The organism is Haloarcula rubra (genome assembly GCF_019599465.1).
Classification (GTDB): Archaea; Halobacteriota; Halobacteria; order Halobacteriales; family Haloarculaceae; genus Haloarcula; species Haloarcula rubra.
This window is the reverse complement of record NZ_RKLR01000009.1, coordinates 79,224-105,710: the sequence shown is the minus strand read 5'-3', so window position 1 is coordinate 105,710 and position 26,487 is coordinate 79,224. Positions and strand designations below refer to the sequence as shown.

The 26,487-nt window shown below is 60.8% G+C and carries 28 protein-coding genes; 16 read left to right on the top strand and 12 right to left on the bottom strand.

Going from position 1 to position 26,487, the window contains the following annotated elements; translation table 11 throughout:
* Positions 1 to 96: 96 nt before the first annotated feature.
* The 4 genes from acnA to EGH21_RS24605 all read left to right on the top strand — a co-directional run bounded on the left by acnA (position 97) and on the right by EGH21_RS24605 (position 5,494).
* Positions 97 to 2,877 carry an aconitate hydratase AcnA gene (acnA, locus tag EGH21_RS18245; RefSeq protein ID WP_220619857.1) on the top strand — a complete coding sequence of 927 codons (2,781 nt, stop codon included), beginning with the start codon at positions 97 to 99 and terminating at the stop codon, positions 2,875 to 2,877.
* A gap of 110 nt (positions 2,878 to 2,987) precedes the next feature.
* The gene (locus EGH21_RS18240; RefSeq protein WP_236035655.1) at positions 2,988 to 4,157 is read left to right on the top strand and encodes an NAD(P)/FAD-dependent oxidoreductase; all 1,170 of its coding nucleotides are present in this window, start codon (positions 2,988 to 2,990) and stop codon (positions 4,155 to 4,157) included.
* 95 nt (positions 4,158 to 4,252) lie between these two features.
* Positions 4,253 to 4,807 carry a DoxX family membrane protein gene (locus EGH21_RS18235; RefSeq protein ID WP_220619856.1) on the top strand — a complete coding sequence of 185 codons (555 nt, stop codon included), beginning with the start codon at positions 4,253 to 4,255 and terminating at the stop codon, positions 4,805 to 4,807.
* A gap of 6 nt (positions 4,808 to 4,813) precedes the next feature.
* On the top strand, positions 4,814 to 5,494 hold the full coding sequence (locus EGH21_RS24605; RefSeq protein WP_220619855.1) for a methyltransferase family protein: 681 nt from the start codon (positions 4,814 to 4,816) through the stop codon (positions 5,492 to 5,494).
* Between the two features lie 170 nt (positions 5,495 to 5,664).
* Here EGH21_RS24605 and EGH21_RS18225 read toward each other — a convergent pair whose 3' ends face one another.
* A complete protein-coding gene (locus EGH21_RS18225; RefSeq protein ID WP_220619854.1) occupies positions 5,665 to 6,999 on the bottom strand; it encodes a permease in 1,335 nt (444 codons plus the stop codon).
* 181 nt (positions 7,000 to 7,180) lie between these two features.
* Here EGH21_RS18225 and EGH21_RS18220 point away from each other — a divergent pair, with 181 nt between their 5' ends.
* The 4 genes from EGH21_RS18220 to EGH21_RS18205 all read left to right on the top strand — a co-directional run bounded on the left by EGH21_RS18220 (position 7,181) and on the right by EGH21_RS18205 (position 9,737).
* Positions 7,181 to 7,480 carry a hypothetical protein gene (locus EGH21_RS18220; protein ID WP_220619853.1) on the top strand — a complete coding sequence of 100 codons (300 nt, stop codon included), beginning with the start codon at positions 7,181 to 7,183 and terminating at the stop codon, positions 7,478 to 7,480.
* Positions 7,477 to 7,776, top strand: a complete 300-nt coding sequence (locus tag EGH21_RS18215; RefSeq protein ID WP_220619852.1) for a hypothetical protein — start codon at positions 7,477 to 7,479, stop codon at positions 7,774 to 7,776. Before EGH21_RS18220 ends, EGH21_RS18215 begins: the two co-directional genes overlap by 4 nt.
* Before the next feature lie 92 nt (positions 7,777 to 7,868).
* On the top strand, positions 7,869 to 9,167 hold the full coding sequence (locus EGH21_RS18210) for an APC family permease (RefSeq protein ID WP_220619851.1): 1,299 nt from the start codon (positions 7,869 to 7,871) through the stop codon (positions 9,165 to 9,167).
* A gap of 57 nt (positions 9,168 to 9,224) precedes the next feature.
* The gene (locus EGH21_RS18205; RefSeq protein ID WP_220619850.1) at positions 9,225 to 9,737 is read left to right on the top strand and encodes a metal-dependent hydrolase; all 513 of its coding nucleotides are present in this window, start codon (positions 9,225 to 9,227) and stop codon (positions 9,735 to 9,737) included.
* A gap of 23 nt (positions 9,738 to 9,760) precedes the next feature.
* Here the strand turns inward: EGH21_RS18205 and EGH21_RS18200 are convergent, their stop codons facing one another.
* From EGH21_RS18200 to EGH21_RS18170, 7 genes are all read right to left on the bottom strand, one after another.
* Complete coding sequence (locus EGH21_RS18200) at positions 9,761 to 10,141, bottom strand: plastocyanin/azurin family copper-binding protein (protein ID WP_236035653.1); 381 nt, start codon at positions 10,139 to 10,141, stop codon at positions 9,761 to 9,763.
* A gap of 41 nt (positions 10,142 to 10,182) precedes the next feature.
* Positions 10,183 to 10,887: a DUF1405 domain-containing protein gene (locus EGH21_RS18195; RefSeq protein ID WP_220619848.1), complete on the bottom strand. Its 705-nt coding sequence runs from the start codon at positions 10,885 to 10,887 to the stop codon at positions 10,183 to 10,185.
* A gap of 13 nt (positions 10,888 to 10,900) precedes the next feature.
* Positions 10,901 to 11,350, bottom strand: coding sequence for a hypothetical protein (locus EGH21_RS18190; RefSeq protein ID WP_220619847.1), 450 nt, complete (start codon positions 11,348 to 11,350; stop codon positions 10,901 to 10,903).
* A gap of 11 nt (positions 11,351 to 11,361) precedes the next feature.
* The gene (locus EGH21_RS18185; protein ID WP_220619846.1) at positions 11,362 to 12,363 is read right to left on the bottom strand and encodes a DUF63 family protein; all 1,002 of its coding nucleotides are present in this window, start codon (positions 12,361 to 12,363) and stop codon (positions 11,362 to 11,364) included.
* Entirely contained in the window at positions 12,360 to 12,584 is a 225-nt protein-coding gene (locus EGH21_RS18180; RefSeq protein WP_220619845.1) for a DUF7123 family protein, read from the bottom strand. The genes EGH21_RS18185 and EGH21_RS18180 overlap by 4 nt, the downstream gene beginning before the upstream one ends.
* 20 nt (positions 12,585 to 12,604) lie before the next feature.
* Positions 12,605 to 15,211, bottom strand: coding sequence for a heavy metal translocating P-type ATPase (locus tag EGH21_RS18175; protein WP_220619844.1), 2,607 nt, complete (start codon positions 15,209 to 15,211; stop codon positions 12,605 to 12,607).
* A gap of 93 nt (positions 15,212 to 15,304) precedes the next feature.
* Positions 15,305 to 15,895: an AsnC family transcriptional regulator gene (locus tag EGH21_RS18170; protein WP_220619843.1), complete on the bottom strand. Its 591-nt coding sequence runs from the start codon at positions 15,893 to 15,895 to the stop codon at positions 15,305 to 15,307.
* A gap of 134 nt (positions 15,896 to 16,029) precedes the next feature.
* Between EGH21_RS18170 and EGH21_RS18165 the strand changes: the two genes are divergently transcribed.
* Complete coding sequence (locus tag EGH21_RS18165) at positions 16,030 to 16,227, top strand: heavy-metal-associated domain-containing protein (protein WP_220619842.1); 198 nt, start codon at positions 16,030 to 16,032, stop codon at positions 16,225 to 16,227.
* A gap of 276 nt (positions 16,228 to 16,503) precedes the next feature.
* Here the strand turns inward: EGH21_RS18165 and EGH21_RS24160 are convergent, their stop codons facing one another.
* On the bottom strand, positions 16,504 to 16,713 hold the full coding sequence (locus EGH21_RS24160; RefSeq protein ID WP_176329441.1) for a hypothetical protein: 210 nt from the start codon (positions 16,711 to 16,713) through the stop codon (positions 16,504 to 16,506).
* A gap of 33 nt (positions 16,714 to 16,746) precedes the next feature.
* Here EGH21_RS24160 and EGH21_RS18160 point away from each other — a divergent pair, with 33 nt between their 5' ends.
* From EGH21_RS18160 to EGH21_RS18145, 4 genes are read left to right on the top strand one after another with little or no spacing between them, the layout of a single operon-like run.
* Positions 16,747 to 18,702 carry a copper-translocating P-type ATPase gene (locus EGH21_RS18160; protein ID WP_236035652.1) on the top strand — a complete coding sequence of 652 codons (1,956 nt, stop codon included), beginning with the start codon at positions 16,747 to 16,749 and terminating at the stop codon, positions 18,700 to 18,702.
* A gap of 15 nt (positions 18,703 to 18,717) precedes the next feature.
* Positions 18,718 to 19,335 (top strand): methyltransferase family protein, encoded by a 618-nt coding sequence (locus tag EGH21_RS18155; protein WP_220619840.1) that lies wholly within the window; start codon positions 18,718 to 18,720, stop codon positions 19,333 to 19,335.
* Positions 19,332 to 20,474 (top strand): succinylglutamate desuccinylase/aspartoacylase family protein, encoded by a 1,143-nt coding sequence (locus EGH21_RS18150; RefSeq protein ID WP_220619839.1) that lies wholly within the window; start codon positions 19,332 to 19,334, stop codon positions 20,472 to 20,474. The genes EGH21_RS18155 and EGH21_RS18150 overlap by 4 nt, the downstream gene beginning before the upstream one ends.
* Positions 20,471 to 21,142 carry a class I SAM-dependent methyltransferase gene (locus tag EGH21_RS18145; RefSeq protein WP_220619838.1) on the top strand — a complete coding sequence of 224 codons (672 nt, stop codon included), beginning with the start codon at positions 20,471 to 20,473 and terminating at the stop codon, positions 21,140 to 21,142. The genes EGH21_RS18150 and EGH21_RS18145 overlap by 4 nt, the downstream gene beginning before the upstream one ends.
* 5 nt (positions 21,143 to 21,147) lie before the next feature.
* Here EGH21_RS18145 and EGH21_RS18140 read toward each other — a convergent pair whose 3' ends face one another.
* Genes EGH21_RS18140 through EGH21_RS18130 form a run of 3 tightly spaced genes read right to left on the bottom strand, consistent with a single transcriptional unit; the run spans position 21,148 to position 22,829 of the window.
* Positions 21,148 to 22,020, bottom strand: coding sequence for a class I SAM-dependent methyltransferase (locus tag EGH21_RS18140; protein WP_220619837.1), 873 nt, complete (start codon positions 22,018 to 22,020; stop codon positions 21,148 to 21,150).
* Positions 22,021 to 22,027: 7 nt separating this feature from the next.
* The gene (locus EGH21_RS18135; RefSeq protein WP_220619836.1) at positions 22,028 to 22,399 is read right to left on the bottom strand and encodes a hypothetical protein; all 372 of its coding nucleotides are present in this window, start codon (positions 22,397 to 22,399) and stop codon (positions 22,028 to 22,030) included.
* A gap of 58 nt (positions 22,400 to 22,457) precedes the next feature.
* Positions 22,458 to 22,829 carry a DUF411 domain-containing protein gene (locus tag EGH21_RS18130; protein ID WP_328765710.1) on the bottom strand — a complete coding sequence of 124 codons (372 nt, stop codon included), beginning with the start codon at positions 22,827 to 22,829 and terminating at the stop codon, positions 22,458 to 22,460.
* A 494-nt stretch (positions 22,830 to 23,323) separates the two neighbouring features.
* On the opposite strand from EGH21_RS18130, the gene EGH21_RS18125 reads away from it, so the two are divergent.
* From EGH21_RS18125 to EGH21_RS18115, 3 genes are all read left to right on the top strand, one after another.
* Positions 23,324 to 24,310 (top strand): PLP-dependent cysteine synthase family protein, encoded by a 987-nt coding sequence (locus EGH21_RS18125; RefSeq protein WP_220619834.1) that lies wholly within the window; start codon positions 23,324 to 23,326, stop codon positions 24,308 to 24,310.
* A complete protein-coding gene (locus EGH21_RS18120; RefSeq protein WP_220619833.1) occupies positions 24,307 to 25,494 on the top strand; it encodes a cystathionine gamma-synthase in 1,188 nt (395 codons plus the stop codon). Before EGH21_RS18125 ends, EGH21_RS18120 begins: the two co-directional genes overlap by 4 nt.
* Positions 25,495 to 25,778: 284 nt before the next feature.
* Complete coding sequence (locus EGH21_RS18115; protein ID WP_220619832.1) at positions 25,779 to 26,462, top strand: NAD(P)-dependent oxidoreductase; 684 nt, start codon at positions 25,779 to 25,781, stop codon at positions 26,460 to 26,462.
* Positions 26,463 to 26,487: the final 25 nt, after the last annotated feature.

Sequence of the window (26,487 nt, the reverse complement as noted above, 5' to 3'; positions counted from 1 at the left end):
GCGCCCCACGGCCGACGAAATCCATGGGAGCGATGATCCAGTCGTCAGATCGCCCACGGGAAACGATTCAAGAGCCGGGTCGCCGTAGCTCAGGGTATGGCCGAAACCGATCCTTTCGACGCGATACGCGAGTTCGAGTTCGACGGAGATGCCTATCGGATGGCGGACCTCACCGCCCTCGAAGAGGCGGGACTCTGTGAACTGGACCGTCTCCCGGTCAGCATCCGTGTCCTCCTCGAATCCGTCCTCCGGAACGTCGACGGCGACACGATCTCCGCCGAGGACGTTCGGAACGTCGCGTCGTGGCAACCTGACGTGCCGGACGTCGAACTCCCGTTCACTCCCTCACGAGTCGTTCTTCAGGATCTCACCGGTGTCCCTGCCGTCGTCGACCTCGCTGCGCTCCGATCAGCGGTTGACCGGAAAGGCAAGGATCCCGCGATCGTCGAGCCAGAGATTCCAATTGACCTCGTGATCGACCACAGCGTCCAGGTCGACTATTTCGGCTCCGAGGATGCCTACGAGAAGAACGTCGAGCTGGAGTACGAGCGCAACGGCGAACGCTATCGCGCCCTCAAGTGGGCACAGCAGGCCTTCGACGACTTCCGCGTCGTCCCACCGGGGACGGGCATCGTCCACCAGGTAAACCTCGAATATCTCGGCCAGGTAGTTCACGCTCGTGAGCGCGACGGCGAGAACTGGCTCCTCCCCGACACGCTCGTCGGGACTGACAGCCACACGCCGATGATCGGCGGCATCGGCGTCGTCGGCTGGGGCGTGGGCGGCATCGAGGCAGAGGCTGCGATGCTCGGCCAGCCCATCACGATGAAGCTTCCCGAAGTCGTCGGCGTTCGCCTCACCGGCGAACTCCCCGAGGGTGCAACTGCGACTGACCTCGTGCTTCACGTCACCGAACAGCTTCGCGAGGTTGGCGTCGTCGATCGCTTCGTCGAGTTCTTCGGTCCTGGCGTGGCGAATCTCACGGTCCCCGACCGGGCGACTATCGCGAACATGGCCCCCGAGCAGGGCTCGACCATCTCGATGTTCGGCGTCGACGAGGCGACGCTGGACTACCTCGAACTCACGGGTCGTGACGAGGAACACATCGAACTCGTTCGCGAATATCTCGACGCCCAGGGACTGTTCGGCGAACAGAATCCGGAGTACACGGAGACGGTCGAGCTCGATCTCTCGACGATCACGCCGAGTCTCGCGGGACCAAAGCGTCCCCAGGACCGTGTCCCGATGGACGATATGAAGACCCACTTCCGGGGGCTGGTCCACGGCGAGTTCGAAGACGAACTCGACGACATCGACGAGGACGCACTCACCCGCTGGCTGGGCGAGAGCAGCGTCGCCGCTGACCGCCCCGACGCCGACCTCCCGGAACCGGACGTGGGCGAACTAAACGACACGGTCGACGTCGACCTCGACGGCGAGACAACCGAAATCAGGCATGGGAGCGTCGTCGTCAGCGCCATCACCAGCTGTACGAACACGTCGAACCCCTCGGTAATGCTCGCCGCAGGCCTGCTCGCCCGCAACGCCGTCGAGTACGGCCTGGATGTCCCCGAGTACGTCAAGACTAGCCTCGCGCCCGGGAGCCGCGTCGTCACCGAATACCTCGAAGCCTCGGGATTACTGCCGTATCTCGAAGACCTCGGCTACAACGTCGTCGGCTACGGCTGTACGACCTGCATCGGAAACGCCGGGCCACTCCCCGAACCCATCGAGCGCGCCATCGACGCCGAGGACCTCTGGACGGCGAGCGTCCTCTCGGGCAATCGGAACTTCGAGGCGCGCATCCACCCGAAGGTCAGAGCGAACTACCTCGCCAGTCCGCCGCTCGTGGTCGCTTACGGGCTGGCCGGTCGGATGGACATCGACCTCGAAACGGACCCACTCGGGACGGACGATAACGGGGACCCGGTCTACCTCGCCGACATCTGGCCGGACGCCGACGAAATCCACACGGCGATCCATGAGAGCGTGGACGCTTCGATGTTCGAGGAGAAGTACGCCGAAGTGTTCGAGGGTGACGAACGGTGGGAGGCACTCGACGCGCCGACCGGTGACGTCTACGAGTGGGACGATTCTTCGACGTACATCCGCGAACCGCCATTCTTCAAGGACTTCCCGCTGGAGCAACCGGGCGTCGCGGATATCGAGGATGCTCGGACGCTCATGTTGCTTGGTGACACGGTCACGACCGACCACATCAGCCCAGCGGGACCGTTCTCTCGCGAGCTACCGGCCGGGGAGTGGCTCGTCGATCAGGGTGTCGAACCTCACGAGTTCAACACCTACGGTGCCCGCCGGGGCAACCACGAGGTGATGATGCGCGGCACCTTCGCCAACGTTCGCATCGAGAACGAGATGCTCGACGACGTCGAGGGCGGCTACACGATTCACCAGCCGACGGGCGAGCAGACGACCGTCTTCGAGGCGAGCCGCCGCTATCGGGAAGATACTACGCCGCTGGTGGTGTTCGCCGGCGAAGAACTCGGCACCGGGTCGAGCCGCGATTGGGCCGCAAAAGGGACTGACCTCTTGGGCGTTCGCGCAACCATCGCGGAGAGCTACGAGCGCATCTTCCGTGACAACCTCGTCGGCATGGGTGTCCTCCCGCTGCAGTTCGCTGACGATGACTCGTGGGAATCCCTCGGTCTCGACGGGTCGGAGCGGATTGAGATTCGTGGATTGGACGACGGCCTAGACGTGAACGACGAGTTGACCGTCGTCGCAGAGCGGGACGACGGCTCGAGAGTCGAGTTCCCGGTCACGGCACAAGTTGGGACGCCCGCAGCCGTTCGATACGTTGAGAACGGCGGAATCCTGCATCTAGTACTCCGCCGACTGCTCACCGAGGACGAATAAGGGGCAACTATCCTGAGTGACAAATGGTATTAGAGACAACCACTTCACGATCTGAAAGTTTCCACTCTCGCTCACAGCAGTCGTCTGAACCGTTACCGCGAATCCAACGCGTGGCAGTACTCGGTGGAGCAGTCGGCGGTCTCGCCGCTGCTGAAGGCTTTTCCAAGCGAGGTTTCGAAGTAGACCTTTTCGAACGTCAGTCGTACGACGACAAACGAGTCAACTGTGGGGAAGCGATGACGGCCGTCTCGAAGATTCCACTCCGTTCGATGTCGGCGAATGGGTTCGTCAATGCTCTTCCGGAGTTACGTGTGGATATCTACGACGGAACGACATCCAGCAGACAGCACACCGGGAGTGGGAGATTCCCGGCCTCCGATACGTACATCACCGACCGAAACATCGTTGAACGACGATGGTCCGAACGCCTCGCTGAAAAGGGCGTTTCGATTCACGAGAACCACCAGATCACGAAGGCGGAGTTCCGGACGTTGGCCGATAAATACGACCTCTTGGTCGACGCGACTGGCCAACCGTCGATTACCAGCAAAGTTCGAGGGAGAACGGACGAGTACGCGGGTCGGATGATCGCCCTCAATGCTGACGTGGAGGGCGACTTTTCAGATCTCTACCCGAATAGCCAGATCGTTCTTGAGGGCTATACCGGGTACGCGTGGGCGTTCTCGAAATCGCCCGAGCGGGCAAACATCGGCATCGGGTGGACTGAGAGCGAACGCCCAGCCGATTACATAGCCGAATTTGAGGCGGCGTGCGAACGAAACGGCTGGCCGATACCATCTCGGAGTCAGACGAATATCGCTATCATCCCCGAAGGACCGAATCTCGATCCTGCGCTGACCTATCTACCTGAGTGGCCCGTCGTTCGTGTCGGGGATGCGGCTGGACTCGCGAATCGGCTGACCGGGAAGGGGATCTCGCAAGCAATTCAGTCGTCGTATCTCGCAGCCAAGTTGACGGCGGAGGGAAGCCTTCAGGAGTATCCAGACCGACTCTATCGGACGATGAAAGGGGAGTACCTGCTCGCCCGGATTATGCGGCACCTCGTCGAGACGCGTCAGATGACCGTTCTCGGTGATGCCGTCCAAGTGGTGTCTGGAATCGACATCGAAGACATCGATCGATCCCCACGGGCGGTTCTTCGTCGCTTCTTGGGGCATCCACGGGTGGCTGCTCGGATCTTCTCCAACCCGGCTGTAATCAAGCAGACGTATGCCGCCGTCACAGACGCCTGGGAATACGATACTATTCAGCCAGTATGACGATATCGGAGAGATCACCCCGAAAAGGGCTCTCTATTCCGGTATGGCGAGATCCCACCGCGATTTTATAACACCTTCCCGGGAATTAGCACGATATGGCATCTCAAGAAGTCCAATTAGAAAGTACGATCGGGGGGTTCACCGCAAGCGGTCGACTACACACGTTGAGTGTCTGGTTTATCTTCGCGCTTCGGTTGATGATGGGACTGGCGTTCTTCCAGAGTGGTCTCGACAAGGTCCTCTCGGGGAGTTTTACTGCCGGTGGATATCTCACCGGGGCCGTTCCGAATAGCGGGAGTCCACTCGCTGATCTGTTCGTCGCGATGGGGAACACGCCGTGGTTTGTTGACTTCGTGAACGTTGCAGTACCGTGGGGAGAGCTGCTTATCGGCCTCGGGTTGTTGTTCGGTGCCCTCACTCGGCTCGCTGCGTTCTGGGGGGCATTTATGATGCTCATGTTCTATTTCGGCAACTGGGATGTCACACATGGCTACATCAACGGTGATTTCGCGTACATGCTCGTGTTCCTCTCAGTCGCCGCGTTCGGTGCGGGACGGATACTCGGCCTTGACGCGTACATTGAACAGTACGAGGTTGGTGGAGTGCCGCTTGTCGAACGGCATCCCTGGACTCAGTATCTACTCGGGTAAGTAAGCGTGTCATCAATAGATACCACTATTACGAATCCCGGTGCTTGGGGCCTCGCGATTATCTTCATTGTCGTCGTTTCTTGGTTCTTCTATCGGTACTTCGCTCCTGACAGCTGGCGGGAGTGGGTCGGCGCAGGAGTGGTACAGGCGTTCATCATCGCATTATATGCGGAGATGTACGGGTTTCCACTGACGATCTATCTGCTGGTCCGGTTTTTCGGTCTGGACCGCGAGTACGTCAGTACCAATCTCTGGTCTACACTGATCGGGTTTGGCGAAACGGGTATGTTCGTATCAATGCTCCTCGGCTACGCTGTGGCGTTTGTCGGCATCGGCCTGTTTGCTCAGGGATGGCGACAAGTCTATCGTGCCCGACAGGACGACCGACTGGTCACAGACGGGCTTTACAGGTACGTCCGCCATCCACAATACACCGGTCTGTTCATCGCTCTGTTTGGCGAGGGCATCATTCACTGGCCGACAATCTTCTCTGTCGCTCTATTTCCGCTCGTCGTTGTGATTTTTACGTGGCTTGCACGGAGAGAAGAGCGTGATATGATCGATACATTCGGTGAGGACTACCGCACTTATCAGCGCAAAGTGCCGATGTTTATCCCCCGCTGGGAGCAGTGGCGCGATCTCGTGGCTGAGTCTCGTAGCAGCAGTGACGATCTCAAAGACCCATGACTTCGACGAGACCGCTCTGGAATGAATGGTATTCGTATCGAAACTGTGGTTGGGCAGTGAAAGGGAGTCAGGGATTAATTGCCCGACACCGTAGATGTTCCTTGTCTGTGTCGTCGAATTATTGATAGACGAAATTCATATTGTGAACTACGTGAGAAGGTAGATACCCGTCAGTCCGTCATTGCCGCATGTCTCTCGTCACCGCGTTCCCCACCAGCCACCGAATCCTGGTTGTGGAGCCAGTAGAGGAACGCGAAGAACGCCGTCGCGAGGACGTTCAACACGAGCTTGTAGTTGAGCTCGATGGACACTTCGGCGATCTGCGCGGAGGCCCGCGACGGGATGAGGCCCAGGCCCAGGAACAGGAAGTGAACCACGAACCCGGCGATAACGGCGGTGACGAAGATCATCAGACTGAGTACCGCCGCGAAGGTCGTCCCGTAGTACTCGTCGTAGGCTTTCATGATCGGCGGAACGATGAGGTCCGCGAAGATGTACGAGAGCACCGAGCCGAAGGGGAGCCCGCGCGTCCAGAGGACGGTCCCGAACGGGACGTTCCCGACCGAGCAGACGAAGGTGACGACGCCGATGATCGCACCCAGCGCGGCCGTCCAGAGGACGTACACCGGCAAACCGAATACGGCTCCGGAGAAGACGCTCGTCCAGACCGACTCGGGGATGAACCCGGCGATGAGGCCGGCGAAGATGAACCCGATGGCGATCTCGTCCCACAGCATCGCCCACTCCTTCCACTGTTTGTCCGCGAGCGATTTCCACCCCGACCACGAGGTCGCCTTTTCCGGAATCGACGTGTTCGCTTCCTCCGGGTCGAAGGAGTCCTTGCAGGACTGCGAGCAGAAGTAATACGTCTGGCCCTCGTGCTCGATGGAGTAGTCGGTTTCCTCAGGGTCGACCTCCATTCCACAGACCGGGTCTTGGACAGTGATGCCCTCGTCGTCGGTGACGTTCTCGCGTGCTTCGTCGAGGATCTTGTCGGGGACGACGTAGACGAAGCCAACCGACATCAGGCCGATGAGGAGCAGGCCACCGACCACGTCGGCCAGCAGAAACTCCCAGCCCAGCAGCAGCCAGATGACGATGCCGATTTCGATGACGAGATTCGTCGAGGCGAACTGGAACGCCGCCAGCGCCGCCGCCGCGGACGCCCCCTTCTTGTAGAGGTTCTTCGCCGTGGCGATCGCCGAGTACGAACACGACGAGGAGACGAACCCGAAGAACGTCGCGAGGCCGATGGAGCGGGGTCCGTGGCCTTCGAGCAGCTCCGAGATTTGCTGGGTCGAGACCCATGCCTCGACGCCGCCGGCGATAGCGAACCCGATGACGAGCGCCCACCAGGTGATCCACGCCATCGCGGCGGTCGTCGTCGCGGCCTGCCTCGTGCTCTCCACGACGAACGTCCCGAGCGGTTTCGTCGTCGTGACGATGCCGATGGCGACGGTGATTACGGCGATGACCGAGAGGATCGCGTAATCTGATCTGTCCATTGTCTTGGTGGCCTACATCTAGGGGCTCCTCTCCTAATGCGGTTGTGGCTACATCTGTGGGATATTTCGTTTGTGATCCTTTGGATACCGGCGTCACAACCCTAGTGGAATTTGGAATCAAGGGATACGCCACTTCGGGTGCGGAGTAATTGACTTGTGGCTGGCGGGGGAGGATAGCCGTATGCACACGTCCTTCAGTGAACTTCTCGTGACGGGTATCGTTCTCGCGAGCACCGTGTACACAGTGAGCAAAACGCCCGCTATCTGGCACCAGTACGAGGGAATATATGGGCACCTACTCGTTGGCGTACCGCTCGTTGGGTTACTGTTCGGGATCGCCCATCTCGGGATGCTCACGCCGCTTCCGCATGGTCTGCTCGCTGCAGTGGAAACCGGTGCTCTCCTTAGTCTCGTGGCCGTACTCGGCGCACTCGGATACATTCACCCGCGCCTTAGATATTCCGAGGGAGACCCCCGATGACGGCACTCCTGTTCTCGTTACTCTCGGCAGTCGTCGCTAGTGGGCTTGCGTTCCTTTGTTACATCCTGCTCTACGGGGACACCGTGTTGGTGATTCAGCGCCCGTTCTTTTTCAGAATCGGCGTTGGAGCGCTCTGTGCTGCCGTCCTCGGGGCGAGTGCGGTAGTGGTCGGCTGGGTTCCGACACATCTTCTTCACGCTATCTTCGCAGTATCAATCGCTGCGGCGGTCCGGACAGTCCATAACGGTCTCCATCCGGACACTGAAGCGTGGTTCTACTCGCTCTTCCGAACCTGAGCATGGAAGCAGACGGTTTCTACTCCCCGGGCTGAGGTGGTTTGGATTCGTAACGACAAGACGTCTAAAGATGGCACCCCAACGGAGAGACGATGAGCGAGAAGCTGGGCCGTCTCGGTGCAGTCTCGATTGCGCTCGGGGGTATGATCGGAGGTGGGATCTTCGCCGTACTTGGCGTCGTTGCGGAAATGTCGGGGCCTGCGGCGTGGCTCGCCTTTACCGGCGGCGGTGTCGTCGCGTTCTGCGCTGGCTACTCGTACGTTCGTCTCCAGCGGCTTGGCGACGTGTCCGGCGGCTCGGTCAGTTTCTTACAGGAGTTCGGTGAGTCGACGACGGTCGCTGGGATGGTCGGCTGGACGCTTCTGTTCGGCTATATCGGGTCGATGGGAATGTACGCGTTCGCATTCGGTAGTTTCGCGACGAAACTTCTCGGCGTCGAAACAGCCCTCGGGGTTCCACTCCGCCCCGTCGTGTCGGTTCTCAGCGTCCTGGGGTTTGTACTGCTGAACGTCCTCGGCGCCCGGGCGAGTGGCGTGACCGAGGTGCTCCTCGTCGCGGCAAAGGTCGGGATTCTCCTCATTTTCGGTGTGTGGGGGTTCTATTTTGGAGCGCGGACAGGACAGTTGACGACCGGGTTCTCCTCCGTTGCGACGGGCGGGTTGCTCATGTCCGCCGCCCTCTCGTTCGTCGCCTTTCAGGGTTGGCAGCTACTCTTTTACGACGAGGGAAGTCTTCGGAACGCCCGGACGACCATCCCGCAGGCGATCTATTTCTCAATTCCCGCGTCTCTTGGGCTGTACGTCCTCGTGGCAGTCGTCACGACGAGTCTGCTTCGGCCCGAAACGATCGCCGCGAACCCCGAGGTGTCACTCGCCATCGCGGCCGAACCGTTCATGGGGCAGATGGGGTTCATCCTCATTTCCGTGGCGGCACTGTTCTCGACTGGGAGCGCGATCAACGCCACGCTGTTCTCGGCGGCCCACTTTGCGACGGGAATGCTTGAAGACGACCTACTTCCCGACCGGATCGGAGATGCCGATGCCGACGGTGCTCCTACGCGAACACTTCTCGTCTTGGGCCTGATAACGGCCGCGTTCACCGCCTACGGTAGTCTTCAGGGAATCACGTCGTTCGCGTCGCTTGCCTTCATCACCGTCTTTGGGTCGATGAGTTTCCTCGCGTTCAGGCATCGAGCGGGGCTTCGCACAGGGACCCTCCCCGCCGTCGGCGTGGTGGGTGCAGTACTGTTCTTCCCTTCGTTAGTGTACCACCTCGCCATGATGGAACCCGCCGTCTTCAGTGTGGTTCTCGTTGTGACGGTCGTCCTCCTGGGACTGGAAATCCTCTACTTCGAGCGTGAGACTATTCGCTCCGAAATCGATGGCGTGTGATGCTGACGGGGCAGCAGTGCGTGAACGGTTTACGTAACCTGGACAGTATTGTCGAGTGTGCTCTTTTGGGTCCACGCTGCAGTCGCGTATCTCGTTTACCGAGGCATTTCTGGTGGTTCTACTGACCGATGTGACGATGTCCCGATCATCGCCCTGTTCGGAGGTGCGTTGCTCCCGGATCTCGTCGACAAACCACTCGCGTTTGTCCTTCCATCGCTCCCGAGTCGGTCGGTCGCGCACTCGGTGTTCGCCGCGGCACTCGTCGTCCTGATTGTATTCTACGTCACGAAACACAGAGACCGGTGGGAGGTCGGCGCGGCGTACGCGCTCGGATATGGATCACACCTCGCTGCGGACCTCGTGGATTACCTGTTCGTCCCCGAGGAGACGCTACTGTTTCTGTTTTGGCCGGTCGTAACTGACTATCACCACGTCGAGACGATCGGAGATCTGCTCGCGCTGGTGTCTCCGACCCCGTATGTACTCGGGCAGACCGTCGTCACGGTACTGGGGCTCTGGCTATGGATAGCTGATGGAATGCCGGGATACCCATCGACCCACCGTCAGTGATCGAGTGAGGTCGACTCTCGTGGTCATTCGACGATGACACGTCCGACCATCCCGCTTTCCTCGTGTGGCAGGCAGAAATACTGGTACGTCCCCGTGACGTCGAACGTGTAACTGTAGGTTTCGCCTCGTTCGAGAAACCCTTTCGCTGACGTACTCTGCCGGACGGCCTGCTCGGACTCGTAGCCGCCGCTTGCGAAGTACGACGCCTCGTCGGGAATCCCTTCTCCGTATGCCGATGCGGTATGGGGGACTCCACTCTCGTTCACCCACGTAACCTGCTGACCGGGGTCGATTGCGACGTCAGCCGGATCGAATCGGAGGTCGCCCGTCATCGTGACCGTCGGACCCGACGGGCCGCTACCTCCGAGACAGCCAGCAATCGCGGTTGCCCCGACTGCTAGCATACTCCCGCTCCGGCGAAGTACCGACCGTCGTGAACAGCCGTTCATCGGCGCACCCCTCGTGCGGAGGACTCCTCAGTTGTTTCGAGCTTCTTCACCCGTGTCGCTAGTGCGAGAAACGTCGCGGCGAGCGTCAGCGTCACGGCCGCGGCCGCCGCGAGGTCGTGCGCTCGCATCGAGTGATCGAGTGCGCCGTTGACGAGTTCGGCCCGCAGGAACGTGTGGTGGAACTCCCCGACGAGCGGCGCGAAGTAGTCCACGATGTCGTTGAGGCCGTACCAGACGGTGGTGACGGCGACCGCACCGACCGAGAACTCGGCGTAGCGATAGATCAGGAACGACTGCAGACTCATCGCGAGATGGCTTACGATGAGGAACCAGTAGAGCCAGGGTTCGATACCGCCCGGTCCGTTGAGAACCAGCTGGACGAACGGCGTCCAGAGACCGAGTTTGATGTTGCCGTAGAACGCGAGCATATGGAGCCACTCGACGTCGTAGTCCAGTTTCCACGAGGTGAGACTAAGCGCGATGAACAGCGTCGCGGTGGGGCTGTCGGGGACGAACGGCCACATCACTATCGGGGTTTGGGCCAGCTGGAAGCGGTAGTACCAGAACCCGAACGCAGTCCCGGCCAGATTAATCGCGACGATGACCCACGCGTACCGAAGTGCGAGGTCCTCAACGCGCCGGGGGAGTGGGGCAAGGTAGCTGGGCAGCCGATTCGTGGTCGCTGTAGGTGCGGACGTCATTCGTCTCGCCAAATCACATCCCTGAGCTGTTGTTTCGCCGATTCGCCATAATCACGCCGCTGATCAACATCAGGACTGCGAGCGCGACCATTCCGAGGTCCCAGCCCATCCCGGCAGTCATCGACGAGCCCATGCCACCGCTCATCCCGCCGTTCATACCGGACCCCATCCCGCTACCCATTCCCCAGTTCACACTCCCGGTGACGCCGACCAGCGCCTGGTTGAGCAACATCACGAGCGAGTAGCCGATCATCAGGGGACCACTCGCGTTCCCGAGCCGATCCGCATAGGGCGTCAGCAGAACGACGCCGTGGACGACCACGACGACGCCGAGAAGCGCCATGAGGAGCCCGCTGTTCGAGCCCATCATCCCGGTGCCACCTGTCGCGGAGAGCAGCGAGTAGACTCCCGAGACGAGTGCGATTGCCGCGCCGTACTGTCGTGTCGTACCGTTTGTGTTCATCGTCTCCATTGTCAGACTCCGAGCATCATCCGAAGCGATCCACGGACGCCCATCGGGAGCCCAATCGCTCCGATGAAGAACGTCATGAGCCACCACCAGGTGTGGTTCATTTCGTCTTTCGCGTCCGCGAGGTACCACACGATACCGCCAGTCACGAGGAGTTTGAGGACGAACGTCGACCCCGAGAATCCGGTCGCCTGGTACACGAGATTCGTCACAACCAGCTTGGGTGAATAGCCGAGGAACGTGACGCCGATGAGATTCTGCGCCGCATCCCACATCTGGCCGAAGACGGCCAGCAGGAACAACGGGTGTCGAAGGTGTGCGACATCGACGACGCTCGCTCCCCAGTAGTAGAGCGCGGTCATACCGAGGGCGATCCCCGTCGTCGCGACCGGCACCCACACGCGGAGTGGAGCCGACGTCGAGAGCCCGTGCCAGAGCGCCCACCCGACGGCACCAATCGCCCAGACCGTTCCAACGAGACCGACTATCGACGGGATGGACCCGATATTCCGGTTACGCGCGAGTGCGCCGACGCCGAGTGAGAGGACGGTGACGGCGGTGACGACGAAGTAGATCGACGGCGTGATGAACAGCACGGCGTAGTCACCGAGCAGGCCGATATCCTCGAGGGCGCGCATCGCTCCGCCAGCAACGATGATTGGCGCGAACCCGTACGCGAGTCGAGCGTCGTACGTGACATCGAGGGAGTCGAGATACGCTCGGAGCCCGGGGAGACTGTACACGACGGCCGCGAGGTACGTCACCGTGTTCACGGCGTTGTATCCGCGGACGGCCCGTATTCCCTCGTGCGTGACTGGCTGGCCGGCAGCGTCGGCGACGACCGGACCCCAGAGGTACTGCCAAACGAATCGGTCGTAGACGAGCGTCGGGAATGCGAGGAGTGCTGCACCGACGAGAACGACCGGGGCGAGCAGATACAGGACCCACCACTCCCGAGTTCCAGTGGCGGGGAGGGCGGTTTCGACGCGGCGAGTGACGGTGCTCACGACTCGCTCACCTCCAGTCGCCACGTCGTGCTCTTCGAGCGTCCCCACTGTTCGAGCGACACGTCGGTGAGGTCGTCCTGGAGCTGGCTCAGATACTGTGCGACGGCTTTCGGCGATCCGTCGAGGTCGCTAGCGATATCCCGAGCCCGAAGGTACGTGGGCTCAGTATCGGCCGTCTCGACGAGGTACGCGTGCACCTTGCGGCGGGAAATAGAGGACATGGATCAAGTGGCTTTGGTATTCAGCGCAGTTTCCCGAGCAGTTTGTAGTCGTGATCGGGGGTGTACCGTCGGAACAGCAGGCTGTTCGACAGCACCGACACGCTGGAGAACGCCATCGCACCGGCAGCGAGCACCGGTTGGAGTAGGCCCAGCGACGCCAGCGGGATCATCGCGGTGTTGTACCCGAGCGCCCAGACGAGGTTCTGCTTGATCTTCGCGAGCGTCGCGTCCGAGATGCGGATGGCCTTCACGACGTCGAGGGGGTCGTCGCGCATCAGCGTCACGTCCGCCGCCTCAATGGCCACGTCCGTCCCCGAGCCGATGGCCGTCCCCACGTACGCGACGGCGAGGGCGGGCGCATCGTTGACGCCGTCGCCCACCATCATCGCCTTCCGGCCTTCGTCCTGAATGCTCTCGACGGCATCGGATTTGTCCTCGGGGAGAACCCCCGCGCGGACGTTCTCGGGAGCGATGCCGACCTGCTCGGCGACCGCGCGGGCGGTCCGCTCGTTGTCGCCGGTGATCATCATCACGTCGACACCACGTTCTTGGAGCTGACTTATAGCGTCCTTCGCGCTCTCTTTGATTGTGTCGGCATCGGCGACCACACCCACGAGTTCGCCCTCGTAGGCGACGAGCATTGCCGTCTTCCCCTCGTTCTCGAGGCGCTCCATCGTGTCCTGCGCGGGCGAGGGGTCGATATCGTTGTCACGGAGGAGCTTCCGATTCCCGACCAGGACCTCACTGTTGCCGACAGTCGCTCTGATGCCGTGGCCGGGGACGTTCTCGAAGTGGTCCGGGTCGCTCACGTCGATCCCCCGTTCTTCGGCGCCGTCGACAATGGCACGGGCGAGCGGGTGTTCGCTCGCATGTTCGGCCGTGGCCGCGAGCCGCAGGACATCCTCCTCACCGAGACGGTCACGAGCGGTCAGTTGGCCACCATCTGCAGCAGTATCGCCGCCATCCGTGAGAGGCTGTCCGTCACCGTCGAACACGACGATGTCGGTGAGCTCCATTTCGCCTTTCGTCAACGTCCCTGTCTTGTCGAAGACGACCGTGTCGACGTCCTTCGCTCGTTCGAGGATGTCACCGCCCTTGAACAGGACGCCGTTCTGTGCACCGATAGTCGTCCCGACCATCGTCGCGGCAGGCGTCGCAAGGCCCAGCGCACAGGGACAGGCGATCAGTACGGCCGACGCGAACACGATGATCGAGAACTCGAAGACGGTGACGGTCCCTCCAGCGATTGCAGGTCCACCTGCCACGGCACCCCACAGCGGGAGCCACTCGACGAAGCTCGCGAGCGCTCCGGGGAACAAGTACCAGACGACACCCCAGAGAACGGCGTTGGCGATGACTGCCGGCACGAAATACGCCGAGATGCGGTCGGCGAGGTTCTGGATGTCGGGCTGGCGCGACTGGGCGTCCTTGACCGTCTGAACGATCTGCTGAAGCGCCGTGTCCTTCCCGACCTTCGTCGCCTCCACGACGAGCACGCCGTTCTCGTTGATAGTCGAGCCGACGACCTCGTCACCCTCGCTCTTCTCGACGGGGACAGACTCGCCGGTGACCATCGACTCGTCGACCGCTGACTGGCCATCGACGACGACCCCGTCGGTCGGAATCTGCTCGCCAGGCCGAACCTTCATCCGATCGCCGACCTCGACGTCCTCAAGTGGGATCTCCTCCTCGTTGCCGGCCTCATCGACGACGGTGGCCGTCTCGGCCTCCATCTCCAGCAGCTTGCGGAGCGCCTCGCCGGCTTGGCCCTTCGAGCGGGCTTCAAGGTAGTTCCCGAGGGTGATGAACACGAGGATGAGCGCGGCGGTGTCGAAGTACAGGCCGCCCGCGATGAGCCCTGAGAGGACTGCGACAGAGTAGACGTACGCAGTGGTCGAGCCCAGCGCGATCAGGACGTCCATGTTGGCGCGCTTGTTGTTCACCAGCGCATTGTACGAGTTCTTGTAGAACGGCCAACCGAGCACCAGCTGGACGGGCGTCGCCAGCAGGAACTCTGCCCAGCCGAACTCGATTCCGAGAATGGTCTCCGGGAGGACGCCACCGCCGAGGAGGAACTTCTCGGCGAGGAAAAAGAGGAGAGGTGCCGACAGCACCGCACCAAACAGGGTCAGTCGAAGCTGCTTACGGATTTCAGCCTGTCGCGCGGCGTCGCGCGCGTCCTCGCCAGAGTCGCTGTCGTCGCCGTCCTCTCGGACGGGCGAGTAGCCCGCGCTCTCGATGGCATCGTAGAGTGCATCCAGCGACGTGTCCGCGGGGTTGTACCGGACCTGGGCTTCGTCGGTGGCGAAGTTCGCCTCGGCCGCGATGACACCGGGTGTGTTCTCTAGGGCAGTCTCATTGGTCTGTACACAGTTGGCACAGGTCATATCGGAGATGCCGATAGTCACCGTGTCAGACACCGCCCCGTACCCGGCATCTTCGATCGCCTTGTATATCTCTTCGAGCGTTACCTCGCCAGGATCGTACTCGACGGACCCCTCGTCGGTGGCGAAGTTCGCGTTCGCCTCGACGACGCCGTCGAGGGACTCTAGCGCGTCGCCAACTGTCGCCGAACAGTTGGCGCAGGTCATCCCTGTGATATCGAGATGGGTTGTTCGGCTTGTCATGCTGGTTTTACTATACGGGGTCCATGTTTAGACGATTTGTTGTTACGAGAGCCCGGGTATGAGCCCCAACAAAATTAGGATTCCAAAGGCCCGTTATGCGCCTTCTTCTAATCGCTGGTATCGGTCCTCGAACCGTGCAAGACAGGATGGACAGCAGAAATGGTAGATCTCGCCGTCGATTCGCGTCGTCTCCCCCTCATTATCGACGGTATTGTTACACTCAGCACACGTGAGCGCGAATTCGACGCCATCGACCGATGGCGTCCATTCGATGTCGTCGACGAGTGTGACTGTATACTCTGCTATCTCGATCTCGTCGAAGAGTCCATTCACCCACCGACGAATGTTCTGTGCTTCGACGCGGGCGTAGAACCAAAGATCCCCTTCAGATGTCGTAAAGACGTGTTCGACGCCGTCTGACTCGCGAACCTGGGTACGGGCTGCCTCCAGTACTCCCGGGCCGATCTCGGCTTGGATAAACACTGGAACACCGGCCCGGAGATGGGCTCGATTGACATCGATCGTGAAGTTGTTGATGACATCCGCCTCCTGTAATCGTTTGACTCGATCGGAAACGGCAGGCCCCGAAAGACCGACCTCCTCACCAATATCGCTGAATGGGCGGCGAGCATTGTCAGCTAGTAACGAGAGAATTTCTAGGTCGGTTTCATCTAAGTTGCGCATACCGATGTCTCGGCTCGCAGAATACATTATTGTTGCCCACGAAATGCCTTCGACACCACCGATCTATGGCCTATCAAACTTTGGATTCTAAGCAGAAAACCACATAGAACAACAGCCCCTATTCATTATTGGATATGAGTCAGACCATCACCGTCGAAGGGATGAGTTGTGGGCACTGTGAACAGACTGTCGAAGATGCGCTTCGAGAGGTTAGCGGCGTAACTGATGCGAGCGCCGATCACGAGTCCGGGCAGGCGGACGTTGACGGCGACGCTGACGTCACGGCACTCGTCCAGGCCATCGAAGACGCTGGATATACGGCACACGCCTGAGAACCACCGAACCGTCGTCACCGGAGGCCCAGCCGTTCCTTCGACTCCGGATCTTCTTGACCTCCTTCGCGATGTCGGGGGCAGGACTAAATCATGGGGGACGGCACCAATACACAATAAATGAGCAACAATCCAAATCACGAGAAATCCGATACATCCGCATCGGATTCTCAGACATCTCCCCAGACCGACGGCCCCGTCTACTGCTGCCGAGTCTGCCAGTTACACGCAGACGAAGAAGCGCGTCCAACGGCTCGTGCGACATCCGAGCAGCACTCACATTCCCCAGAACACGATGCTCACGCGACAGGGGACGAGGCTCGTACTGAATCCGACTCCACGGAGGAACACGCACAGCACGATCACGACGCCGAACACGGTCACCATCACGCCGACACTGAATCGCCACCTTCTGCAGAGACAGAGCCTATTCACGACGGGCACGATCACGGTGCAGACGTCGACGAGGACGGACACGACGATCATAGCGGACACACGGATCACACTGGTCACGAGCAGATGTTTCGGCGGCGGTTCTGGGTGTCGCTCGTACTCTCACTACCAGTCATCTTCTTCAGCGAGTTCATCCAGGATGTCTTCGGGTACACTGCGCCGTCGTTCCCCGGCAGCGTCTGGATCACGCCGGTTCTCGCGGTGATCGTCTTCGCGTACGGTGGCGTGCCGTTCCTCTCGATGGCACGTACCGAACTGAAGACTCGCGAGCCAGGGATGATGATGCTCATCTCGCTGGCGATTACCGTCGCGTTCGTCTATTCGGTTGCGAGTCTGTTCCTCGAGGGGACGACGCCGTTCTTCTGGGAACTCGTGACGCTGATTGACATCATGCTGTTGGGCCACTGGGTGGAGATGCGGTCGGTCCGGGCAGCCTCCGGCGCGCTCGACGAGCTCGCGAAGCTTATGCCCGATACTGCAGAACTCGTCACTGAAAGCGGGGATACGGAAGAGGTCCCCGTCTCCACACTTGGCGAAGGCGACGTTGTTCTCGTTCGGCCGGGCGCGTCAGTTCCTGCAGACGGTGAGGTCGTCGAGGGCGAGTCCTCGGTCGACGAGTCGATGATCACTGGCGAGTCCCGCCCTGTGGGCAAGGAACCCGAATCTGAAGTCGTCGCTGGCACGGTCAATCAGGACGGGAGCCTCCGGGTCCGCATCACGAAGACCGGCGACGAAACAGCGCTAGCGGGTATCATGCGGTTGGTCGAGGAAGCCCAACAGTCGAAATCACGGACGCAACTCTTGGCCGACCGGGCCGCAGGCTGGCTGTTCTACGTTGCACTCGCTGTCGCTGCTATCACGGCCGTCGCGTGGGTCGTCGCGGTCGGATTCAACATTGCAGTCCTCGAACGCGTCGTGACGGTCCTCGTCATCGCATGCCCCCATGCGCTCGGGCTCGCTGTTCCCCTCGTCGTCGCGATCAACACCTCCACAGCTGCGCAGAACGGGATGCTCATCCGCGACCGCATTGCCATGGAGGAATCCCGTAATCTGGACACGGTGATGTTCGACAAGACCGGGACACTCACGAAGGGCGAACAGGGCGTCGTCGGTGTCGAGACGGCAAGTGACTGGAGTGAAGAGAGAGCGTTCGAAGTCGCCGCTGGTGTCGAGAGTGACTCCGAGCACATGATCGCTCGCGCCATCCGGGACGCCGCCCAGGAACGGGACATCCAGCGAGCGAGCGTTTCGAACTTCGAGAATTTCCGCGGTCTCGGCGTCAGAGCCACCGTGGACGGCGAGACGGTTCATATCGGTGGACCGAACCTGATTGAGAAATTCGGTATCGAACGATCTGACGACATCGCTGCCTTCGCGGAGGAAGCTGGCTCGAACGCAGAGACGGTTATCTACCTGGTTCACGACGAATCCGAAGTTGTCGCAGCATTCGCCCTCGCGGACGTCATCCGCGAAGAGAGCCGGCAGGCTATCGAGGCGCTACACGGGATGGATATCGAGGTGGCGATGTTGACTGGTGACTCCGAGGACGTCGCGAAGGCTGTCTCCGAGGAACTCGGCATCGACCAGTACTTCGCGGAGGTCCTGCCTGAGGAGAAGGACACGAAAGTCGAACAGCTCCAGTCAGAGGGGAAGCTGGTCGCGATGGTCGGTGACGGCGTCAACGACGCCCCCGCGCTCACCCGCGCCGACGTGGGCATCGCCATCGGCTCGGGGACGGACGTGGCCATCGAGTCAGGCGACATCATTCTCGTCGACAACAACCCCCTGGATGTCGTCCGCCTCATCCGGCTGTCGAAGGCGAGCTACCGGAAGATGCAGGAGAACCTCGTCTGGGCGACCGGGTACAACGTATTCGCCCTCCCCCTGGCAGCGGGGATACTTGCGCCCATCGGTATCCTCCTCTCACCGGCGATCGGTGCCGTGTTCATGTCGCTATCGACGATCATCGTCGCGATTAATGCGCGCAGACTGCGGAACGTCGATCTCTCGGTGGCTGCGTAGCCTACTAGTACAACCATGCCCGCCATCATGACATCGCTATTCGGCCTGGGACTCCTATCTGGAGGGATACTTCTCGGTGGGCTCCTCGTGAGTATCCAGAGCCAGTCTCACCGGTTCTGGCCCCACGGCACCCGCAACTGGACGTTCTGGCTCAGCTGGACTGCCTGGGTCGTCTACGGCGGCAGTCTGTTCGGTGTTGCGTATCTCGACTTGTGGAGTTGGTACCGGCCATCAATACTGATTCAGATGACCAGTCTCCTGTTGCTCTTGGCCGGTGCCACCGTCTCACTCTGGGCTGTGTGGCGGCTCGGGTTCCACGAGAGTGCCGGTCTCGAAGGGCAGTTGAACACCGCTGGACCATATCAGTATTCTCGGAATCCACAGTACGTCAGCTACATCGCGATGCTCGTCGGCGGGGCGGTTCTCGCTGGGTCCTGGATGACGGCGGTACTCGCCCTGCCCGGTATCGCTTGGTTCCTGCTTGCACCGCTCGCAGAGGAACCGTGGCTCAGCGAACAGTACGGAGAAGCGTACGAAACGTACCGTGAGTCAGTTCCCAGATTCATCGGTCGTCCGAGCCAGCGACAAAAACCACAGGAACGCACCAACACCTCACGGAGAGATGATCCATGACTGTCGACAGCCACCAGTCGCTCGAAGTGGGGGGCCGCGCGGTCCCTTCAGGCAGGAAGGTTCAGTTCCGGTACGCCGTCGGAACGACATTTAACGACGATCCGATTGAGATTCCGGTCACGGTCATCAACGGCACACGATCTGGACCCACAGGCTTTCTGACTGCAGCAGTTCACGGCGACGAACTCAACGGCATCAAAATAATCCAGGAAGTCGCGGGCCACTACGCTCCCGAGGACATTCACGGAGCGCTCGTCTGCCTGCACGTGTTGAACGTACCAGGCTTTCTCGCCCAACAGCGCTATATCCCCATCTACGACGAAGATCTCAATCGCTCGTTCCCCGGCAACTCACGGAGTACGACCGCAAAACGACTCGCCAACGCCATCTACGAGGAATTCGTTTCGAAGTGTGACTTCGGTCTCGACTTCCACACGTCGACGCGCAACCGAACGACAATGTATCACGTCCGCGCCGACATGAACGACCCCGCTGTCGAACGACTCGCCCGCGCGTTCGGCACGAGCGTCATCCTCGACGGCGAGGGTTCAGGAGGGACACTCCGACGCGTGGCCTGTCAGGACGGTATCCCCACGGTCACGGTCGAGATGGGGCGCGCCCATCGATTCCAGACCGCGCACCTCGACCGAGCGCTCCACTGCGTCGCGAGCGTCCTCGCCGAACACGAGGTGCTTCCCAACCAACCGGTTTCCTGGCCCGGCTGGACACGCGTCATCGCCCGTGATGGTGAGAAGACGTGGCTCCGCGCCGACACTGGTGGGCTCGTCGAGATGAAGTGGGGCCCACACCCCCTCGTTGAAGATGGCGAACCGCTGTTCACGATTTCTGATCACTTCAAAGACGAAGTCGAAGTCGTTCGTGCGCCGTCGACTGGCCTCGTCGTGGGGGTCCTTGAAAATGCAGTCGCATATCCGGGCCACCCGCTGTGTCACTTCGTGAGCGTCGACGAGACGACCGCTGACATCATACGAGACGACATCGAGCGGGGCGTTTTCGATGTCTACCGTGAAGGCGGTTTCCAGTGGCCCGAGTCGCAGTGGTACGCAACACATGGACATGGAACTGAGTCAAAACATGCAAGAAATATATCAGAAAATGAACGGGAGGAAAACAGATGACTGACCCATCTCATCCGATATTCGCAAGACTGTACGATCCGGTGATGAAGCCGGCGGAGCTATCGGTACTTGCCGACCATCGACGCTACCTCGTGGACGAGCTCGCCGGAAGGGTTCTGGACCTCGGTACGGGGACGGGCGCGATGTTTCCGTACTTCGCAGAAGCCGCTACTGATGGTGACGATCTCACGCTGTTCGCGATTGAGCCAGACCCCCACATGCGCCGGCAAGCAGTCGAACGAGCACGCGAACTGGGACTCGATATCGAGATAGAGAGTGCCGGAGCGGAAACACTCCCGTTCGCGGACGACTCGTTCGATGTCGTCATCGCATCACTCGTGTTCTGCACCATCCCCGATTTCGATACTGCGCTCTCCGAGGTTGCACGGGTACTGAAGCCGGGCGGCGAGTTCCGGTTCCTCGAACACGTCCGCGGAGATGGTGCTATCGGTGTCGCACACGACGTACTCGCTCCAGCGTGGCATACCGTCGCTGGCGGTTGTCACCTGAATCGCAACACCCACGAGATATTCCGGGACGACGAGCGATTCGAACTCGTCGATTACACGCGACTGGAGAACATCCCACAGCTTGTTCCAATCGTCCGTGGAACGCTCAAACGCCGAGCGAGGCCTCGCAACTCTCTCAGCTTGTGTAAGTGGCGATGACGAGATCACGTCTTTGCAACGAGGATGCCGTGCTGGAGGAACGGCAGCGCGTGATGGGCAGCCCTTACCTGCTCGGTGATGGCCGATGGATCGAGGTCGTACGCTCGCAACAGTCGTTCGAGAAGCGAGCGAACCGGAGTCCTGAGGAGTTGGAGGTACAGCGTCGTCCACTTCCGGAACTGCCCGACACTGTGTCGCGTGATGTCTTCGACCGCTTCGAGTTCGAATCCCGCATCGTCGAGCGCGGCGTTGTATTGCTCGACAGTGCCGACTGACGGCATATCCCACGTCGCTGCAAACGAATCAACGAACGCTCGTTCCGTCTCGCTCACGTCGGACTGCACCATGAGGTCGGAGAGAACGAAAACCCCCGCTGATTCGATGATATCTGCAACCGCGGTAAAGACACTGTTCCGGTTGGGGAGATAAACGAGCGCGTCGATGGCTGTACACGCGGTGAACGAATCTGTCATGAACGGGAGCTGTGTTGCGTCACCGACGACGAACTCGGGCTTGACGTGCTTCCTGCGTGCGTTCTCGGTTGCTCGCTCGATGTTGTACGGAACGAGGTCCAGTCCGGTAACGCGGAAACCGAACTGATCGGCAAGATGGATCGCCGGACCGCCCCGGCCACAGCCAACATCGAGGAGGCGAACGCCATCCGTGGCGGGCAGGTGCGACGCGAGCCTCGCTCCGACTTCCGTGACGAGGCGGCGCTGACTCGATCCGACGACGTGTGGCTGGTACCACTCGGAGTAGCCGAGGTTGAGGAACGCGTCAGTGTCGAGCAGGAGGTCGAACGCCCGCCAGATGTCGGCTCGTTCGCCGCGGTAGGAGAACTGGTCGGTGATCCGCTCGCGGAGAGGGCTCTGATCCATCGGGCACCTACTCCAGCTCGGAAACCTCCGAGTAGCAGTATTCGGATTCGTCGCAGTATGCGAGGTCGGTACACCCGCGGGGGCGCTGGTAGTCGATTCCTTTGTGCCGTCGGAGGTACGTCACGTATCCGTCGTCGACGCGATCGAGGATGTCGTGACAGATCCACTTCTCCCCGAACCAGCTCGCACCCAGATTTCGGTATGGGCAGAGAAAGATCGTCCGCTCGACCGAATCAATCTCCGGTGTCTCGACGATTCGGACGCCGACCAGACGGTACGCAATGCGGAGTCGTTTGACGATCGATTCTGGCGTCTTCGCGCCGAGGAAGAGAACGTGTGCGACCACGTAGCCGAAGTCGTGGAGGAGTCGTCTAATCATCATTCAGGCTGTCGGCTGCGGTCACAAAGTATCTTGACCACATGGCTCAATCTGGACGCTAGATTTCAGCGTACACATTACCTGTCTTCCCGTCATCGAGAGCGTACACGGTGAACGACCCGGACTTCGTCCCGCCCATGCCCGGCGACCCGGCCGGCATCCCGGGCAGCGCGATGCCGTCGATGGCCGGCTCTTCATCGAGCAGCGTCGCGATTACCTCGGCAGGGACGTGTCCTTCGACGACGTACTCGTCGAGAACGAGTGTGTGACAACTTTGGAGGTCTGTGGGAACGTCGTGTCGGCGTTTGAGGGCCGCTACGTCTTCAGTTTCGGTTTCTCGGAGCGTCGTGTCGAGATACTCCCGCAGGTACGACGCGTACTGGCCGCAACAGCTACAGCCGGGAGAACTGAATTGCTGGGCGTTCGTCACAGACAGTGTCCCCTCGATCGCCCACTGGTCTTCGTCCGATGACCTCAGACAGCCGGCAATTCCGAGTGCAACTGCCGTCCCGCCGACCCGGAGTAATCCTCGTCGGGTCACGTTACGACTCATATATCCTTCACTTTGGCAGCAAGTATTTACTTCACATCGACTATTCCTGCGGATTGAGAACAGACTCGAGCAAAACGGGGAGTGCTGACTTTCAGTTTCAAAGAGGAAACCACAAAAGAGGCCGTCCCATAGGTTCTCCTATGAGGCGAGCCACACAGGTCGTGGGCGCTCCCGTGACTGTGCAGTCACGGCGTTTCCGCGACCACGGCTCGGCGTCCCGTCGGCAGCGGCGGGTGACACAGCGACCGCACTCACGTTCTGCTCTCGTCGCGGACTGTTTCTGCGCTGGGTCTTCGGGCTGTCGCTGTTGTTGACGGATTTCCGTCAGCGAGCGCACCGGCTACAGATTGCTCCCCACACGACCCAGAGACATGACTCGACACACCGACCCCGACGCATCGCTCCTCGAAACGATTGGCAACACCCCGCTCGTCGAACTCGATGCGACGCCCAACGACGTCTCCGTCTACGCCAAGCTGGAGACGTTCAACCCTGGCGGGAGCGTGAAAGACCGCATCGGTAAACACATCCTCGAACGCCTGCTTGAACGCGGCGACGTCCCGCCCGACGGCACTATCGTCGAACCGACCGCCGGGAATACCGGCATCGGGATGGCGATTGCCGCCACCCGACTTGGGCTGGAGACGGTGTTCGTCGTTCCGCGAGGATTCAGCGAAGAGAAAGAACGACTGATGACCGCGCTCGGTGCGGAGATCGTTCACGCCCCCGGAGACACAGGAATGGGCGAGGCCGCCGAAATGGCCCACGAGATCGCGGACAAGCGCGACGACGCTATCGTCCCCCAGCAGTTCGAGACACCGTTGAATGTCGAGGCACACTACGAGACGACCGGCCGGGAGATCCTCGACGTGCTCGGCGAAGACATCGGCGCGATAGTCGCCGGTATCGGCTCCGGCGGCACGCTGATGGGGATCGCCCAGGCTGTTCGCGAGCGCGTTCCTGACGTCCACGTCGTGGCCGTCGAACCCTCCGGTTCGACGTTCGGCGAACTCCTGAATCGAGAGCCTGAGGAGGCGCCATACAAGACCGAAGGAATCGGCACGCACGACCCGGACGTGACCCAACTGCTCGATCCCGACGCGCTGGACGACGTTCGGACGGTCAGCGACCGAGCGGCACACGCCGAAGTGCAGCGTCTCGCCGCCGAGGAGGGCCATCTCGTCGGCTCCAGTTCCGGTGCAGCGAGCGTCGCTGCACGCGAGGTCGCCGAAGAGATCGCGGCCGGTGAACTGGACGTTCCTGCCCGGACTGTCGTCACGGTGTTTCCCGACGGGAGCGACCGATACCTCTCGAAGAACATCTACGGGTCCTTCGACGCCTGGGAGGGGAAGGCATGAGCGACGACCACCGAGACGACGTGCTTGACACTGGCGCATTCGAGACGCGTGCGATCCACGCAGGGCAGCATCCGGATCCCGAGACTGGCGCAGTCATGACGCCCATCTACGCCTCGTCGACGTTCGCGCAGGACGCCCCCGGCGATCACCGTGGTTACGAGTACTCACGGACCGACAATCCGACGCGGGCGGCATTAGAAGCAAACCTCGCCAGCCTCGAAGGTGGAACGTACGGGCGGGCATTCGCCAGCGGGATGGCCGCGATCAACACGGTCCTGAACTTGCTAGAGGCGGGCGACCATGTGGTGGTCGGGGAGGATGTCTACGGCGGAACCCACCGGCTGTTCACGCAGGTGTACGAGGATTACGACCTCGCGTTCGACTTCGTGGACACGACCGACCGCGACGCAGTCGCGGACGCCGTCACTTCGGCGACAGAACTCGTGTGGCTCGAGACGCCCACGAATCCACTCCTGCAGGTCGTCGATATCGCAGAGATTGCGGAGATCGCCCACGAACATGGCGCACTCTGTGCGGTGGACAACACGTTCGCGTCGCCGTATCTCCAGCGCCCCCTGGAGCTGGGCGCGGATATCGTCGCCCACTCGCTGACGAAGTACCTCGGCGGTCACTCCGACGTCGTCGGCGGAGCCCTCGTTACCGACGACAAAGATCTGGACGAGCAGCTCGGGTTCTACCAGAATAGCGTGGGTGCGACGCCAGACCCGTTCGCGTGTTTTCTCGTCCTCAGGGGAACGAAGACCCTCCCCGTTCGGATGGAGCGCCACTGCGAAAACGCCCGCGAGCTGGCGGCGTGGCTCGATGATCAGCCAGCAGTCGACCACGTTCACTATCCGGGACTCGACTCCCATCCCCAACACGACCTAGCCACCACGCAGATGGCTGACTTCGGGGGGATGTTGAGCTTCGAACTCGACGGCACCCTGGAGATGGCGCGGTCACTCGTCTCGAATACAGAGGTGTTCACACTGGCCGAAAGTCTCGGTGGTGTCGAGAGCCTCATCGAACAACCCGCGACGATGACCCACGCGTCGGTACCACGCGAGGTACGACGGGAAACTGGCGTCACTGACGGCCTCGTCCGCGTGAGCGTCGGTCTGGAGGACGTTACCGACCTTCGGATGGACCTCGAACAAGCGCTCGCGGCTGCAGAACAGTCTTGACGCCTTAGCGGACGTCGGATACGTCTATCATACTTGTAAACCCGGCTACGATCGCCTATTTCACTGCGATTGTGGTTTCAATACTGGCCTGACAGAACACCTCTCGTTAGAATGTGAAACCGATCCGTAGCTGTAGTGACGATGATCCCAATCTGTCGAATCGAATTTCGGGGTTCTCTGGTAATCGAGCGTCCAGAGCGAACGCTCGGTCGTCCTTTAGAACTGTAAGCGTAATCGACTGAAACGAGGGGAACGACAACCAACATGAAAACGTAGGTGACCATATGAAACTGGCACTCTTCGGTGCGACAGGCGGGACCGGACGTGAACTGACGGCGCAAGCGACCGAAGTGAATCACTCGATTCGCGCGCTCACCCGAAGCCCTGCAAAACTCCCTCCGAACCAGGCAGTCACCGCCGTGGAGGGGGACGTACTCGATCTAGACGCGGTCGAAGCCACCGTAAACGGATCAGATGCGGTCATCTGTCTTCTCGGCCGAACGTCGAACAATCCCTCCGACGTGGTCTCTCGGGGGACTGCGAACATTATCGATGCAATGCAGGAACGGGGGATCGAACGCCTGGTCGTCCTGACATCAATGGGATTAGGATCGAGCGTCCAGCAGGTTCCGTGGTACGTCCGCCTTGCGAACGTGACGGTGCTCCATGACCTGATGGCCGATAAAGCCAGACAGGAGGAACTCGTCGCTGGAAGCGGTCTCGACTGGACGATCGTCCGCCCCGGCGGTCTTACAGATGGACCCCAAACCGGGGAGTACGAACACGGGGTCGACATCGACGCCACCGCTGGTCCGATCTCACGCGCTGACGTTGCAGACTTCCTCCTCGAGGTCGTTCAGACGGATGCCTATCTCCGTGACGTGCCAATTGTAACGACGAACCAGAGCGTTGACGCCGAATTCCTCTGGGAGCAGGCCACGACCGTCGCGCAACGTCTACGAGGATAAGTGAACGACCGTATCACTAATTCAC